Origin of the sequence: Microcoleus sp., from assembly GCF_041354475.1 — a bacterium.
Classification (GTDB): Bacteria; Cyanobacteriota; Cyanobacteriia; order Cyanobacteriales; family Microcoleaceae; genus Microcoleus.
On record NZ_JBGJZU010000045.1, the window covers coordinates 20,200 to 36,352 of the forward strand.

16 protein-coding genes are annotated in these 16,153 nt (G+C 42.4%); 4 read left to right on the forward strand and 12 right to left on the reverse strand.

Annotated elements, in window-relative coordinates; translation table 11 throughout:
• Positions 1 to 16 precede the first annotated feature (16 nt).
• Complete coding sequence (locus ACBR23_RS17195; protein WP_371115189.1) at positions 17 to 238, forward strand: hypothetical protein; 222 nt, start codon at positions 17 to 19, stop codon at positions 236 to 238.
• Here the strand turns inward: ACBR23_RS17195 and ACBR23_RS17200 are convergent.
• Positions 209 to 751, reverse strand: a complete 543-nt coding sequence (locus ACBR23_RS17200) for a hypothetical protein (RefSeq protein WP_371119407.1) — start codon at positions 749 to 751, stop codon at positions 209 to 211. The genes ACBR23_RS17195 and ACBR23_RS17200 overlap by 30 nt on opposite strands.
• A 439-nt stretch (positions 752 to 1,190) precedes the next feature.
• On the opposite strand from ACBR23_RS17200, the gene ACBR23_RS17205 reads away from it, so the two are divergent.
• Positions 1,191 to 1,520, forward strand: coding sequence for a XisI protein (locus ACBR23_RS17205; RefSeq protein WP_371119406.1), 330 nt, complete (start codon positions 1,191 to 1,193; stop codon positions 1,518 to 1,520).
• 279 nt (positions 1,521 to 1,799) lie between these two features.
• Here ACBR23_RS17205 and ACBR23_RS17210 read toward each other — a convergent pair whose 3' ends face one another.
• From ACBR23_RS17210 to ACBR23_RS17235, 6 genes are all read right to left on the reverse strand, one after another.
• Complete coding sequence (locus tag ACBR23_RS17210) at positions 1,800 to 2,477, reverse strand: hypothetical protein (RefSeq protein WP_371119405.1); 678 nt, start codon at positions 2,475 to 2,477, stop codon at positions 1,800 to 1,802.
• Between the two features lie 74 nt (positions 2,478 to 2,551).
• Positions 2,552 to 5,431 (reverse strand): CHAT domain-containing protein, encoded by a 2,880-nt coding sequence (locus ACBR23_RS17215; RefSeq protein WP_371119404.1) that lies wholly within the window; start codon positions 5,429 to 5,431, stop codon positions 2,552 to 2,554.
• A 215-nt stretch (positions 5,432 to 5,646) separates the two neighbouring features.
• On the reverse strand, positions 5,647 to 5,979 hold the full coding sequence (locus ACBR23_RS17220) for a DUF5615 family PIN-like protein (protein WP_371119403.1): 333 nt from the start codon (positions 5,977 to 5,979) through the stop codon (positions 5,647 to 5,649).
• Positions 5,976 to 6,200 (reverse strand): DUF433 domain-containing protein, encoded by a 225-nt coding sequence (locus ACBR23_RS17225; RefSeq protein WP_340518551.1) that lies wholly within the window; start codon positions 6,198 to 6,200, stop codon positions 5,976 to 5,978. The genes ACBR23_RS17220 and ACBR23_RS17225 overlap by 4 nt, the downstream gene beginning before the upstream one ends.
• Positions 6,201 to 6,219: 19 nt before the next feature.
• Positions 6,220 to 7,401, reverse strand: coding sequence for a DUF1822 family protein (locus ACBR23_RS17230; protein ID WP_371119402.1), 1,182 nt, complete (start codon positions 7,399 to 7,401; stop codon positions 6,220 to 6,222).
• Between the two features lie 5 nt (positions 7,402 to 7,406).
• Complete coding sequence (locus ACBR23_RS17235) at positions 7,407 to 8,885, reverse strand: hypothetical protein (RefSeq protein WP_371119401.1); 1,479 nt, start codon at positions 8,883 to 8,885, stop codon at positions 7,407 to 7,409.
• A 395-nt stretch (positions 8,886 to 9,280) separates the two neighbouring features.
• Between ACBR23_RS17235 and ACBR23_RS17240 the strand changes: the two genes are divergently transcribed.
• Both ACBR23_RS17240 and ACBR23_RS17245 read left to right on the forward strand, forming a co-directional pair.
• Positions 9,281 to 9,517, forward strand: coding sequence for a DUF433 domain-containing protein (locus tag ACBR23_RS17240; protein ID WP_341735333.1), 237 nt, complete (start codon positions 9,281 to 9,283; stop codon positions 9,515 to 9,517).
• A complete protein-coding gene (locus ACBR23_RS17245) occupies positions 9,514 to 9,867 on the forward strand; it encodes a DUF5615 family PIN-like protein (RefSeq protein ID WP_341735334.1) in 354 nt (117 codons plus the stop codon). The genes ACBR23_RS17240 and ACBR23_RS17245 overlap by 4 nt, the downstream gene beginning before the upstream one ends.
• 49 nt (positions 9,868 to 9,916) lie before the next feature.
• Here the strand turns inward: ACBR23_RS17245 and ACBR23_RS17250 are convergent, their stop codons facing one another.
• From ACBR23_RS17250 to ACBR23_RS17270, 5 genes are all read right to left on the reverse strand, one after another.
• On the reverse strand, positions 9,917 to 12,739 hold the full coding sequence (locus ACBR23_RS17250) for a pentapeptide repeat-containing protein (RefSeq protein WP_371115182.1): 2,823 nt from the start codon (positions 12,737 to 12,739) through the stop codon (positions 9,917 to 9,919).
• A 45-nt stretch (positions 12,740 to 12,784) separates the two neighbouring features.
• Positions 12,785 to 13,150, reverse strand: a complete 366-nt coding sequence (locus tag ACBR23_RS17255; RefSeq protein WP_371115181.1) for a type II toxin-antitoxin system RelE/ParE family toxin — start codon at positions 13,148 to 13,150, stop codon at positions 12,785 to 12,787.
• Positions 13,140 to 13,394, reverse strand: coding sequence for a hypothetical protein (locus tag ACBR23_RS17260; protein WP_340518541.1), 255 nt, complete (start codon positions 13,392 to 13,394; stop codon positions 13,140 to 13,142). The genes ACBR23_RS17255 and ACBR23_RS17260 overlap by 11 nt, the downstream gene beginning before the upstream one ends.
• A 51-nt stretch (positions 13,395 to 13,445) precedes the next feature.
• A complete protein-coding gene (locus ACBR23_RS17265; RefSeq protein WP_371119400.1) occupies positions 13,446 to 14,756 on the reverse strand; it encodes a CHAT domain-containing protein in 1,311 nt (436 codons plus the stop codon).
• A 222-nt stretch (positions 14,757 to 14,978) separates the two neighbouring features.
• Entirely contained in the window at positions 14,979 to 15,989 is a 1,011-nt protein-coding gene (locus tag ACBR23_RS17270; RefSeq protein WP_371115179.1) for a S1C family serine protease, read from the reverse strand.
• Positions 15,990 to 16,153: the final 164 nt, after the last annotated feature.

Sequence of the window (16,153 nt, forward strand, 5' to 3'; positions counted from 1 at the left end):
TAATAGTAGGTAAAGTTTGGAAACCCAGAAACCGGGTTTTTTGCGAAATATTCGATCGCAGCCCGCAGATTTGGTCAAAAACCCGGTTTCTTTGGTCTGGATGGGGGGGCGAGAAACCGGGTTTTTTGCGAAATATTCGATCGCAGCCCGCAGATTTGGTCAAAAACCCGGTTTCTTTGGTCGGAGTGGGTCGGTTGCGATCGCCCTTTTAGAGGTTGTTGATGGAGAATGGGAATAGATTGGTACGCAGATAACTGCTGAAGCCAGTTGCCCAGAGCACTGATTTGGCAAAGGCTTGTTCTAAGGTGGGCAAACCTCCTTCATCACCGAAGCAGATGCGGCCGTCGGAGTACAGGTGGGCATCGTGGACGTTGAACTTACCGGCGACTTCGGGGAACAAAACCATCACTTGGTATAGGCTGCCGTCGCTGTAAGCGAACATGGTATACTGGTCGCCGAGTTCGCTGACAATGCCGTAAACCCAGCCTGTAACGCCACTGATGAACATTTCCTGGGTGTTATTGGGGAGTTTTTGAGCTACGATTTGGCGATCGGCTGTCACAGTGGCTGCAAAGGTTTTCTGGGGAACGCGGGAGAGTTGGCGTTCAGTACCGGGTTGGGGCCGGAGGATGATGTTACCTTCGGAGTCTACAAAGACACTGCGATCTGTTGCATTGGGCAAGTCGGTGCCGCTGTGTTGGTTGGTGAGTACGCGGTTTCTGACTTCATTGAGATCTACTTGGTTCGTCATAAGTACCTCTGGGTGGGTTGCTATTGTTTAGTCGTGCAGGGTTGTGAGTTTTATGCAGCGATCGCCTGGTTTTGTTGCGGCTAGTTGCTGTGGAATCGCCTGATATTGCTTTATCGCTGGTGGGTGGGGGAGTTATGCGAAGTGGGGGGAATTTTTTGGGGTGCGATCGCTGCTGGCTGCGATGATATGATGGCGGAATGGTAATTAATAGCGATCTATTCAGTATTTTCGTGGCTATGAAATAATTTTTTCAGCGATCGTTTTATATCAAATCCAGTAGCATCGTCCTGTATTAATCTCTCTTATCTCCCTCTGTGTTCTCTGCGTTCTCTGTGGTTAAATCATGACCATGCTACGGGAAACGATTTTATTCAAGAATTAATTGCTAAACATCAGCTCAAATTACTCATTTTTGATGCTATTCAACAGGGATAATTTTATGAAAAGAATAGATTACAAAGAATTAATCCAAACAATTCTGTCTCAACACTCAAGGAATGACTTGGATACTGAAACAGAAGTTCAATTACTTTTTGATACCGAACGAGAGCATTATCATGTCGTTCATTTGGGCTGGGACGAGCAAAAACGGGTTTACGGCTGTGTGATTCACGTCGATATAAAAGATGGTAAATTTTGGATTCAGAGGGATAGAACGGAATCAGGAATAGCGAATGAGTTAGTAGCGGCTGGGGTTCCCAAGGAAGATATTGTTTTGGCTTTTAAATCTCCTTATATGCGTCAATTTACTGATTTTGCAGTCGGGTAATTGGGATAGGGAGGATTTACTTTTTCATCAATTGGTATTTGAGAGCGATCGACTTATGTTTTGGTTTGTGTAGTGGCTCTCAATTGCCGGATTTTCTCCGATAGTGGTGGAGGGTTAAGGAGTTGTTGATATGGATTTGATTGTTATTGATGATTATAAAGGAGAAATTTGGTATTGAGTTGATAGCGCGATCGCTTTCTAACTTATTGGCGTAGAAAGCGATCGTACCTAGTTTTTAGCCACTGCATAGTTGATGCCAATTACGATACTGGCATCCCGTTAACTCAGTTCATTTATCCAAGTTTGGAGAGCACCCAGGAGGTTAGGTTGCTGTGGGGGAAAACCGCGCAAAGGTGCATCGAGGGGTGTGTTGGTTATCCAAGCAATGTGCAAACCCAGGTTAGCATCGGCTATTTTGCGACAACAGGTGATGAGTGTTGAATCGGGTTCGCATTGGTGCAGAATTAGGGCTAGGTGGCGTTTTTGCAGTTGGCGTTTTGCTGTGAGAATCTGGCGTTTGAGTTCGGCGAAGTTGTTGGCGGCGGGGATGTCTGCATCGGGGAGTGCGAGGTAGTAAATTTGGGTGCAGATTTCTTGGCAAATAGCACTGGTGTCTGTTTCGTCTGTTAGGGATTGAATGTTGATAGGTAGGGGATAAGTTTGAGGAGTTGGTTGGAGTTGAGAGAAGTTTGGGGTAATTTGGTTTTCGAGAGATTGAATTTGATCGTTTTGATTGTGTACAGCTTGATAAAAATCTTTGTAATTGATATTAAGCGAGCAAAGATATAAGAACTCTTTTACACAACTAGAATCCAATATTATCTGATGTAAATTATCCTCGCCTAATAAATTAGCTAATAAATCAATCAAATTAGGATTGCTTGTATGATTTTCCAACTCTTGATATAGAGTATGAACAGAGTTATATGTATGTTTGTTGAAAATTATACTTTCCATTTGAATAAGCTAATTTTTTATTTTATTAATCGATTGATTTGGAAAAATTTTTTCTGAGATTGTATCAACTATCATTATAGATTTGTCAAAAATCTTTGTGCTGCTTTTGTAGACCAGTCATTTTTATTATTCACCATGAAATCAGTAATAGAATATATTACACTTTTACGGTCAAGCATTCTCAGTAATTTTATTGCTTGTACCTCGATAGTATCAAAATAACGATTTATTTGCGACGCATAGGCATGAGCATTACTTCTCATTTTGGAATGTTTTTCTAGAGCTTTTGACATATCATAATCACTAAATCCATACTCAACAAGTTGTTCAACAATTTTATCAGTGAGATTACATTCTTTAAATTCCAAAAGGCTTTCGGCGGCTAAAAGATATGCCTGATCTTGATAAGCTCCATAGCACCCATCCTGAAACTCAACTAACGCTTTCATAAACTCTTCTTTCTTCTCCTTCTCCACATCCTCCCGCCCAAACCACAGTAAAATCACCTGTTTCCACTGCTTCTCAAAAATCCGATAAATTCCCAACCCAGGATTATCCGGTACATGACGTAAAAAATAACCCCAATCATCCACCCCCAACGCCGCAAAATACTCCTGAAATGTGGGATGATAAAACGCATAAACCTGTTCCTCTGGCCTTTCCGCCGCCACACCTACCCGATTAATCCAACCCAACTGCAACGCTAACTCACACAAAGGTTCATCCGCTTCCCCCAAAACCTCCCGCACCCAACCCTGACGCAACCGAAACCGCGACTCTTTTTCTTCCATTCCCCGCAAAGCTAACGCCGCCAAAGCTTTATTTAACTCCCGTCGCTGCTGGGAAGTTGTGGGGAATTGCTCGCGCTTCCACTCATACACCGCCTCGGTAAACTGGGCGTATAAATCAGCCTGAGTTTTAGTAGTAAAATCTCCTTGGCGGATGTGCCAAGCTAAACATAACAACGTCAGTCGCAAAGGATTTTTCACCGTATCCCGCAACCGCGCATTTTCTGATTTAGCTAACTGCTGACACAACCTTTCTCCTAAATCTGACTGCCGAAAAACACTTCTAATAAACTGGGGAATTTGTTCCTCTTCATCAAAATCTAAATTGCGATAAACATCAAACTCAGCTAAAGCATTTTTCCCTGCATCCCACACATTGTAGCGACAAGTCAACACCACCCGCGCCTCAGCAATCCATCCCCGCAATTGCGATTTGATCTCATCCAAAGGATTGTCCGCGCTCATCTCATCAGCAGCATCCAGTAATAACCAAACTTGATGGTTGTTAAACAGCGTCACCAAATCTTGGCGCATTTGAGCCGTCACATCCGCTACATTTAAGGCAATTTTCAGCCACTTTTTCAGTAGATAATCTTCTAAACTGAATTTACCCAAATCCGCTAAGGAAACCCAAATCGGCACAAATTCAGTTTCAGCCAACACCCAATCGGCGATTTTTTGCAAAAGCGTCGTTTTTCCTGCACCAGGTTCGCCAATAATGGCAATGCGTTTGCCCTTACTTTTATCAGTTTTTCCTTGTTTTAATACTTCCCCAAAAAACTCATCATTTTTAAATGTCTTGGTGACTTCATACTGAGTTTCTGCAACATAATTTTCACCTGCTTCTTGGAATTTTGATGGAGTTTTTGCAGCGTATAATTGGGAGCCTTTGTCGGGTGTAGTTTGTTTGTCTGGCTTAGGCTTATGCTTTCTCTCGACTAAACCCAAGGGTACATAAACATCATCGACCTTCAAATTCAATCCATCATTCACCACCAGGGAATTACTGGTTAATTTACCTCGTTCGGGTATGGTTCTCAGACACGCATCACGCCAATTTATCCCCGCTTCAACTCCCCGCAACCCTTGCCAAGTCACGGGATTTTCAGCAGGATTTTGACAGATTACTGGCAACCAAGATGCACAGGGAAAGTCTTTTTCTAATCCATGTAACCTTTCCCGTGCTTCTCGGACAGCCAGATATAAATGTTGACCCTTAGAAAAGGAATCCAAGAAATATTTCAAGAATTCTTTAGCTACCAAATCAGCTACAGGTTCCCGCATGGCAATAATTTGAGGAATCTGCAATTCTGCTAAATCTCTGGCAATTCCCAAGCCATCACAGGAATTGAAAATCGCCAATTGTAACCCTCGTTGAATCGCTTTGTGAAGCGCAGGTTTTAAATCATCAATTGTTAAATATTCTTTAGAATTAATATATATCTTCCCAGTAGTACCATCAGATTCACTGGTACTATGTCCGGCAAAAAATAAGATATCCCAACCCCGCTCATCCCAAAGTTGTTCGTTGAATTCGTGGCGTTTTGGTTCCACCAAAAACACGGTCTCTGCATCGGGTAAATTCTCCAAAAACTGCTTGTCGGCATTGATGTCAAGGCGGATGCCAGTTTGAGGATCGGGGGGAGAGGAATCGCCTAAAATAGCTAATATCCTCACCTTTGGCTTGGGTTGCGCTGACTTTTCAAGCCGCTCAAATGTAGGTGAAGAAAGTGCCATTTCTGCGAAACGATAACGTTCAAATAAGTCCCACAAATACCAAGGTAATCGTCGCAACTGGGGATTTTCTGTCTGGATAATCACCCGCACAGTATGTTTGGATTTTACTGTTGTCAGGAACTTATCTCTTACGGGGCGAAATGTCTCGGAATTGAGCCAGTTATTTAACTCTGCTTTTAAAATATGGCTGTTGCCTGTTAAATCAGTATCTGAATAGTTACTAACTCGTCCTGGTGTTGGTATCATTCTGCCAGAGATTTTTTGGCGATAGTCTGACTGCCATTTATCGTACAGGGAATCGATCGCAGATGCCGGGAGTTTTCCTACGAAGGATGTAAGGAATCCGCCCTCTTCCCACACCTGTAACGTCACAGGAAAACCCTGTTTAAAGTCTCCTTCTCCCAGATTGAAAACAACTAATTTATCCATAACTTATCCTTTACTCTTGGTTATACGAAATATGAGTTTTTTACCGCCTTTATAATTTATAATTTGGCGGTTTAAACCGCTACTACAAAAACGAAGTCTGCCTCCGCAGACTAAGAAATAAAGGGGGTCTTTAAGTCGAATTTGGTGTTAAATTACGCAATTTTCCACGATACTCGCATCGCCTAAACAGGACTTACGCATGATTCCCAAATACCTCAATAGAGGGTTAATATTCCCACCGATGAATCATCAAACAAGGTTTGAATATCAGTAATATGCCTTCTCAGTATCGCTTCAATTTCTGAAGTAGAACAGTTACCGCGTCTGAGCCAAATGATTTTAGGCGGAAAACCACGTAACATCAGAAGCTCGTTGTAGTCACTATCTTTGGTGGCGATCGCAAAATCATTATTTTCTGCATAAAGCCATACATCACTATCATCTACTTGCGCTAATCCTAAGTTATCCACATGATTTGAGTTAGGAAAAATATCTGCAAGCCGATTAACTAATCGGGGTGAGAGATTATGGTCAAACAGTAGTTTCATAGCTGAACTAATAATGTTTGTCTTTCGCGATCGGCTGCATAGCTCAAACAAGCTAAAATGTCCTCTTGAGTCAAATAAGGAAAATCATCAAGAATCTCTTGGTAACTCATTCCCGATGCCAGATAAGATAGCACATCGTAAACAGTGATTCGCATTCCGCGAATGCAAGGTTTACCACTTCGCTTGCCCGGTTCGATCGTAATTCGTTCCTGATAGTTCATAGTAAACCTTCCGCATCCTTTAAATCACAAAATCTTCCACGATACTCGCATCGCCTAAAGCCACTTTAACACTAAAACGCTCCCCAGGCTGACCAGTAAACTCCAATTGTATCCAATTATCAGCACTTCTAGATCGTGCTTCCAGAAACACCTCACCAGCATCCAACACAATCATCTGCACGTCGGGCGGCAAATAAGTTTGACCACCACCTGGCCTTAGCTGCAACAGGATATTCCATTTTTTGTTTGGTTCGGGGTTGAAATACACAATTAATGCTACCGGATGACCTACTAATTGAATTCCTAAGTCTATCATTCTACCCCGTGCTTGAGCAGGGCGATCGCCTTCATTTCGTTCTCCTCGACTTCCACCTCTAGCTGCTAACAAATTAACACCATGAACTTCCACTAATTCATCCAAAAACAACCACAGTTTAGAATAAATACTTTCAGTCAAATTCACAACTTTTTGCAGAGCAAATTCCTTCCCAATTCGGTGATTATAAAGCTGTTCCCCCAAATCCTCAACAGCTAACAGCGCCCCCCACTGGGCAAAGGGCATCTTCAATCTAGGTGAATAAAGTGAAGGTTTGCCCAAGTCACCTATGAACCTTTCTATTTGGTTATGAGATAATGTCGGTAATGGTTGAATTTCGGCTTTTTCGGCTGGACAAAGTTGCTGAGAAACCCAGAGAGTATTCAGGTTTTCAAACAGGTCCTCTACATCGAGGGAATAAGTGCGATCGCCCCCATCATACCTTCCCTCAGTTTTCAGTTTGCGATGGGTGCTGAAACCCCACGCCCGCAACCATCCATCCTCCAAATTTACCTGCACAGCCAGATAATAATCAGCGGCTAATTCAGGAATATCCACCCATTCTTGAGGTACGGAAAATTCATCGGTATCGATGGTTTCACTGGGAATGATTACTAGGCGACTTTTGCCCAAATTCACGGCAAAACCAGTCACAAATTCCCACAGGTTTTCTGAGGATGCAAGTTGGACAGAGGTTTCGGATGCGGCTGAAAATTCAGGTGACAAAACTGCCAGGGCTAGCCGATTTAAGAAAGCGCGATGATGTGCTGCTTCATAGGAGTAATCTTGGGTTACAGGCAAAGCTGTTTTCTGTTCGATTTCGGAAAACTCTAGCCAGAGTTGATCGGGACAGGCTAGGCTTAATTGTGCTAAGGTTAATGTCATTTTGATTATCTCCGTTCTAGTGTTAACAGGGCGTAGGGGGCGTTGGCTAAAAATTGTTCTACTAACAATGCTGATGACTTATCGATCGCGTTGAGAGAACAGGGTTTGAGTGCAAGATTTTGGTGCAACCAATTGTGTAATTCCGTTTGCAAAGTTGTTTTAACTTGCACTAATTTTCCTTGCAATTCAGTTGGTGTTATGTTAAGATTGTGGGCGATCGCTCTTTCGTCTACTCTCTCACATCCATAGTAGCCGCACAGTAGGGTAATTTCCAACTTCAGGGCTGGATGCAGCTTTAAGGTGGTTTCCAAGAATTTGTACAGAATCGCGTTTTGGCAATACCAAGTCAGCCATTCATCAAGCAGAGTTGAGAGGCGATCGACATCTTTTACACTGAAGGTAACATTTGCTTGGGTTTGACTCCACTTCACCAAACTTGTTAACAGATATTTTTTGTAGCTAGTTAACTGTCGCGAAATTTTATATTGCTTGATGCCAAATTCTTTACCGATGTAACTTTGGTTAAATCCAGTAAAGCCATGTTCCAAGATTAACATTTTTCTGGCATCAGGAAAGTCACGAGAGAGGGAGACGATCGCACTTGCTAATTCAGTTGTCATCTGTTGCAGGCGATCGGATCGCTCCATGTCTTGCTGTCTGTTCGATGCTTGCTGCTCGGATTGCTCAGCCGTTTCTGATTCTAAATTCCAGTTTTCTGCATCCAGGGAATCAAATTGAATGTGAGTAGATGCCCGTAGCGCATCAACACAAATTTGCAACAATGCTTTGACTTCCGGCACTGTCAATGGTTGAATAGAGTGGGGAAATTGCTGTTCGGTGCAAAATTGGGCGATCGCCTCCCATTGTGCCGCCCTTGGCTCCGGTAATCGCTGATTTGTCCCTGCTGTAACTGGGGCATAAACTTCTAAAAAAGCTTGCCAAGTTAGGAAGCAATGGGATAATTTTGGCTCTGAAATTCCGAAATTCTGTAAAGCACTTTTCAGACCTTTTTTCGAGGTGCTCCGTAGCAGTCCCCAGTCACTTTGCCTTTGTGTTGGTTCATTTTTACGCACTTCGCTCATAATAGCGTCGCGCAGAGGACGACTGAGATAGGTTTCGATTTTGCTTTGGGTGCGATCGAACTTAGTGCACAATTCTACCGCTCTGTCAACCATATAAAGTTTGGCAATTTGCAAATAATCTGCAAAAGTCAGCTCCGGTGTTTGGAAGGCTTCGTAAGTGGATTTCGCCGCCGAATAGCAAGCAACATCCACATAAGCAAGTAGATGATATTTCGCTAATGAGTTCGAGTTATTCTTAGCAGCTTGGTTGCAGAAATATTTCAGTAAAACTGTTTCATCATTTAGCTCTGGATGCTGTTGCAGCAAGCGTCTTAGATTTTGTCTTAACCGACAATCCTGCACTGCGTGAGGATGGGAATTGACTTGATAGTAAGTCGAAAATCGATCGATTATGTTTGTCATTCTATGTGTCATTCTAGTGACTACTCCCAGATCAATTTTGAGTGGCTGAAGTTATATCGATCGCGATCGGGAAAGTTATGCCATAAGGAAATGGCCGAGTTTTTTGGGGGCGACTTCAGTAAGGATGGGGAGTTGGGGATTGGGAGGAGAATTTCCAGTAGGGGTTGTCCAGAAACCGGGCTATCTGGGGTAGGGTGGGGCATGAGTACGTCCTTGGGGGGGCTGTATGGCTTGCTATATATGTATCGTGGGGATTTGGGAAATTTATGCAGTTTGGTTGGGAAGTTGTTTTTTGGGAGGTGTTAGGGATTTTGGGGGCTAGTACCAGCTTGGGACACCTCGGCAGGGTTTTGACAGATAGGTTGCTATAATTAATTCAGTTGATGAACGCTACCATGAATCACTCACTTTTGCAGCGAGTTACTATCGATCTAAATATCTGTCATGGCAAACCCTGCATTCGGGGATTGCGTTATCCTGTAGAGTTTATTTTAGAGTTACTGAGCTCTGGGATGAGTATGGAAGAGATTTTAGCAGACTATGATGATTTAGAACGGGATGATATTTTGGCGGCTTTACTATTTGCTACTCGGTTAACTCAGGTGAAAAGTATTTATAAAATTGCCCGATGAAGTTTATTGTAGATGCTCAATTACCACTGCGTTTAGCTCGTTTTTTACAAGGGGCTAGTTATGATACGATTCATACCAGGGATTTACCCTTAAAAAACGCAACATCTGATACAGAAATTAATACTATCTCTATTCAGGATTCAAGAGTCGTTATTACTAAAGATTCAGATTTTTTTGATACTTTTTTGATTCGCCAAGAACCTTATAAGTTACTGTTGGTGACTACTGGCAATATCACAAATGCAGAGCTTGAGGCACTGTTTCAAAGTAATTTGCCTCAGTTGGTTCAATTGTTTAGTCAGCACTCGCTGATTGAAATGAGCCGAGACGCGATTATTGTACATCAATAGTTTTACTTGGATCTGACATTATAAAAAGCTTTGTAAGCAACATCGAGCATTAAGATTTATGGCGTAAAGAGTGCCATGTTGGGGGCACTTCGGCGGGGTTTTGACAGATAACCGGCAGCCACGAAGCACAAGGAAAGTGATTTTCTAGACTTTGCAACCTCTCCCGCGCTTCTCTTACTGCTAGATAGAAAGATTTACCGCTAGCGAAGGCGGTGAGGAAGTTTTTCAAGAATTCTTGTGCGACGCGATCGGGGACTGGTTCTCGAAAAACAATAATTTGCGGAATGTGCAATTGAGCCAGTTGATTCGCTAATCCTAAACCGTCACAAGAGTTGAAAATGGCGATTTGCAAGCCCCTTTCAATGGCTTTGCTGAGAGCATTTTTTAGTTCGGGAATGCTTAGCTTATCCGTATCGTTGATATAAATATAACCAGTGCTACCATCGATTTCGCTGGAACTGTGACCGGAAAAACAGAGAATATCCCAACCTTTTTCCTCCCACAATCGTTCATCTAATTCTTGGCGGTTACGCTTGACAAGAAAGGATGTTTCTGCATCTAACTGTGCTAGTAACTGTTGGTCTTTATTCAGATTAATTTCTTTATCGCAGCCCAAAATTGATAAAATTCTGATTCTGTCTCTGGTAACAGCAGTTTTTAAAGGTCGATCGTAAAAAGGTGAACTTAAAGCAATTTCAGCTTTGCGGTAAGGCTTGAGAAAATCCCACAAATGCCAGGGTAGTTTCCGCACTTCAGAGCTTTGAGATTGAATGATGATTCGCACTTCATCAGAACGGTTGAATTTTTCGCGCAAGATGCGATCGATGGGTATAAATTGCTCGGCATTGAGCCATTTATTTAGTTTTTCCTCTAACTCTTCAGCTAATTTATGAATTTCTACTTGAGAAAAATTGGTTAGATTACCTTGCTTTCTCTCCATACGACTCGATTGGAGAGGTTCTATAAAACGGTTATATTGTGAATGCCAAAGATGATAAAATTCTACTAGATCTGGTGCTGGTGGCAACTGACCGGAATGTTGAGTAGGCAATCTTTCATCCTCAGTCCAAATTTGAGCGATAACAAAGGGAAATCCCGTTTCAAAATCACCAGATAGCAGTGTGAGGATAACTAAATTAACCGCTGTTTGCCCTTCGGCTATGGCTTGAACTTCAGACTCGTTAACGGGAATATTAAGGGCAGGTTTCGCCAGGATATCAATAATTTTTTCCATATTGGAACTTTGCTGAATCTCTCTCTGACGAGAGTCTTCTAGCTGCTGGCGATAAACCGTAATCTGCTCATCTTTACTTTCTAGTTTAGCCTGATATTTTTCCTCTATGGCTTTGAGTGCAACTTCGTAGTTTTGAGTAAATTCCCTATGAATCTTTTCTTTGTTGGTATCTGGGGGAACGCTGACTCTAACAACCACAACTCCATCACCTTTGTTTTCGATGCTTTGGATAGTGAGTTCGGTGTCTTCATTCTCAACTTGCACTTGTTGGAAGGCGGGGATAAAGGCTTTCCAGTCAACGCCGTTGCGGAAAATTAAATCAACAGTAGTTAGGACTTCTTGGAATAATTTGGTAAATTCTCCCGGTGCGAATTCGCCACTGCTGGGACGACGTTCGCGGTCATCTGTTCCGGGCTTTGAAGATTCTAAAAGATAAATATATCGACAATCGACATTATCCAAATTAGTATTACTTTCTATATTCCAGGCTTCAACGGAAGCACCTGTCATTTGAGCGCTGGTGAAGTCAGTGCCAATTGCTTCAGTGAGCGTTAAATTTGCCATTTCAAAATTAGTGGCTTGGAAATTAGCCTCACTGATATTAGCTCCTTTGAGGTTAGCGCTATTTAGGTGAGCGCCTATCAAATTTGCTCCTTTGAGATTAGCGCCAATATAAGATTTTCCAGCGCCATTGCCAGTGACGAGTAAGTCTCGAATCAATGGCTTGGCTAAAATAGTGTTATCTGCTTTAGCCCGATCTAATTTTTGTGCCTTATTAAACCAAGCGCGCGTCAAATTTGCGTTGCTAAAATCAGTATTATTGAGAATTGCTTTAGTAAAATTAGCATGGGTTAAATCGCTTCCTTGAAAGTGAGTACCTTTGATAGCTGCATATTCGACGGCTAGATTTTTTAGCCATAAAAATCTCATGTCTTCAGCTTTAGCTCTCCAGCTAATATAAGTGGATATAAAAGTAACACTATAAGTACCAAATAGCATCCCAATTGCAGCCCCAGCCCTCACGTCTGCAAATTTGGGAGCAAAAGTTACAAGTAAAAGCCCGATCGCCGAGCCACACAAGGTCAAAGTCACAGCAAAAGTAAACTTTTCAGCTACAACTTCTGCAAAAGTTAAAGCTAATGCTAAAGCAAAGATAAAAGCCAAAATTAAAATTAAAACTAAAGCAAAACCTACAGGCCCAGCTACTTCTACGGACAAACCAAAACTAAATGTTAAAACCAAAACAAAGGTAAAAGCTATGCCCATAGATAAAGTAAAAACTGATTTAACCTCCTTAAAGATAAGAAGGCTGATAAAAGCGATGCAGGCTATTAAATAAAATATGCCCGGATAGGTGAAAAATTTTTCATATTTATTGGCTAGAAAAGAGCCGACAAAAGCGCCCCCAACGGCTGCTGCAAATCCTGCCAAAAATGCGATAATTAATGAAAATGCTAGTAGTAAAAATTTCCATTGGCTTGGTATTCCTGCTTGAGCATGGCTAAAAATCGCACCTATCAAGATAGAATCAGTAAAATTCGCCCCTCGGATATCTGCGTAGGAGAAGTTTGCACCAGTGAGGCTTTGACCTTTAAAATTGCGACCTCGGAGATTTTGACCAGAAAAGTCTTGAGTCATATTTAGTTACAAATAGGTAAAGAAAACAAGCAGTTATAGAAAACATTAAGTATCATCTCGATCGCACTCGGCTAAGATACTCAAAACCTCATTAGGACTAATATCTTCTCGGTTTGATTTAGAGTAAATAGTCAGGAGAAGTATGCTCATTTGTGACTCAACTTGATAGATAAGTCGATAACCCGCACTTTTCCCTTTTTGGATGTCGCTATTTTTAACTCTCACCTTGAAGATTACATAATTTTCACCCATCCCAGAAAGGCGATCGCCTGTAAAGTTGCCACCTTGAAATTGCTCAATAATTGACTGAGTATCGAACCGGATATTGCGATATTTTTTGGATAATTCCCGTAAATTCCGTTTATACTCAGGCGTTAAATCAATCTGGACAAAAGGCGTGTTATTCGACATCTATTCCCTCCCACATTTCAGAAAGGGGGATGCGTTGTCCAGATTTAGCTTGCTTTAATGCTCGCCGCAGACTCGCTTTTACTTCTTCAATGGGAGTATCATCAGGATCGGTTTCAACTTCCTCAGTTACTTCGGGAAAAAGTACGATCACTCGCACGCGACTAGGAGAGAAATTTTCAATGGGGTAATCGAGGGACAATTGACCTTTTTCATCTAGGGTTCCTGTGACTTCAACTGCTTTCATTTGGTTGTCCTCAATTTTGTATCTATTATATTACATTCAACATTAGCGAAGTCATTTCCTGAGTTGAGAGCCACAGCTTTCGCAAAACATAACATCTGCCACATTATCAGAACCGCAATACTGACAGTAAATTTTCACTTTTGAAAATTGGAAATTATTCAGGCCCTCAAAAAAAGGTTGATCTTGACTTCGCTTACTTTGGTTTTTACTTAAGTTAGGCTGAAAATATGATTGATTCATCTCATCCTGAGCGCATGGCTGATTCACTTGATCTTGAACTTGACTAGATAACTCTTGCCAACTCACCGGCTCCTCAGCGGGATTCTGACAAAGAACCGGCAGCCAAGTTGCACAAGGAAAATCACGCTGCACGATTTCCAACCTTTCCCGCGCTTCTCGTACTGCTAAATATAGCGATTCACCGCGAGCAAACGCCTCAAGAAAACGCTTTAAAAATTCTTGAGCCACTACATCCGGCACCGGTTCTCGCATCACAATTACCTGGGGTATATTCAACTCAGCTAACTGCTTGGCAATTCCTAATCCATCGCAAGAGTTAAAAATTGCCAACTTTAAGCCCCTGCCGATTGCGTTTCTCAGAGCAGCTTTCATATCCTTAACTTCTAAACTTTCCCCTTGTTTAATAAAAAGTTTTCCTGTAGTAGCATCAGATGCGCTCAGACTATGACCTGCAAAAAACAAAATATCCCATCCGCCCGCATCCCAAATTGCATCGTAAACTTCTTGGCGTTCTGGTTGCGTTACAAACACAATCTCGGCATTGGGTAAATTTCTTTTTAATTCGCCCTTATCCCTCTCTAAATTAATTCCCGTACTGTCACCAATAATTGCCAAAACTCTCACTTGATTTCTATTTCTCTGTGAGTCTATTTGCTGATAAGCAGTAGAACTCAAAGCTACTTGCGCTTTCTGGTAGTCGTCGAAAAACTCCCACAAATGCCAAGGTAAGCGCCGTAAGTTCAAGTCTTCAGTTTGAATAATTACTCGCACTTCTTCATTTTGCGAGACTGTCCTCCCTAAAATATTTATCGCACGAGAAAATCCAGGAGATGTGAGCCAATCATTAAGCTCCTGTTTTAAAGCATCGCTGTCCGCTTCTAAATCGCAAATAGAATAATTTGTTATCTGTCCTGACTTCGGTTCAATTCGCACCCTTGACCCCATTTGACGGTATTTTGACTGCCAAGTATTGTATAGCTGCGGAATCTGCGGTGCCGATGGCAATTTGCCATCAATTTTTTTTAGCGGGCGGTGGTTATCTTCCTTAATTTCCAAGCTGACGTGCTGAAATCCTTGCTCACAATCACCCGCTGTAAAACTCAAGACAACTATTTTACCCATTCCTATTCCCCTGAAACCCTTAGATACAATCCAACAAACAATTAATCTTAAAATTCACAAAATAAGTGACATTAACTCAATAATTATTAGCGATATTCAACAATTATTTTTTTTTCACTCTCCCTTCATCCACTTCCAAGGCAAATAGCCCGCCGTATCATCCACTAATCTTAGCAGACTCCGGCGGGTTTAAAATTAATTTCAAAAATTTTTCCGATCGCACTAAAAATTTATGCGAACTTCCCGTAACTGTCGATCGCGCTCCACAGTCAACAGCATTGTATCGGGGCTACCTTCCAAAAACCTCAGCAACTGGTCAATTTGTCGCAACCGGCTGCCGTTAACTGCCACCAGCCGATCGCCCCGTCTCAATCCCGCCACCGCCGCCACAGAACCCCTTTCCACCGACTCGATGGACAAATTAGAGCGATCGATATTCACCCCCAAACGTCTCGGAGAACCTGTCTCGGACGAATTTGTTTCCGGGGAACTTCTTCTAGCAATTACCTGTTGGATAAACCGTTGCGCCACGGGTGCGGAAGTTGCAAAGCCAATCCCCGAATTACTGCGGCCGTCAGGACTCAAAATCGCCTTATTTACCCCAATTAATTGACCTTGAGAATTGAGCAACGGGCCGCCAGAATTCCCCGGATTTAAATTTGCATCCGTTTGCAAATCTCCATTACGCCCAATGCGACTGAGAATTCCCGTTGTGAGAGTTCCCGACAGCCCAAAAGGACTGCCAATGGCGTACACCCGCTGACCTACTTGAATCCCTGAAATTTCAGCTACAGGAATCACCGGAAAGCGATCGTTTGTTTCCAATTGAATCAAAGCTAGATCGTTAGCGACATCTGTTGCTAGCACTCGCCCCCGATAGCGATTACCATTACTGTTAACAACTGCCACTAAACCCTGTCTCGCGCCCCGAACAACGTGTTCGTTTGTGAGCACTAAACCGTCGGCACGCACCACACTTCCCGAACCAGAACTACCACCAGCATTAATCGTCACAAATGCGGGCAGTGCCCTTTGATAAACTTGAATTCCCACTTGTTCCGAATCCCCACGAATAGGAGGTTGAGGGGAAGTTTGGCGGTTTTGAACGAGGATGGGTTCAGCAGGAGAAATGGCGATGGGTAGAGGCATCGCAGCTTCTAGTTTATTGCAAGCACTATTGGCGATCGCCACCAGGGAAAGAATCGGAAAAATGATGACAGATTGGAGTTTCATAGTATTAATTAAAAGCTACAAATTAACCAGACAAAAGTCTAATGACTCTTTCAATATTAAGGTGTTTTGTTTATTGCTCCCTGAGCGTAGTCGAAGGGAGCAATGAACAAAGCTACTTGGCGGTTGCTATAGTTTATATAGCAGTCCTTGCAGGAGTCGTAAAG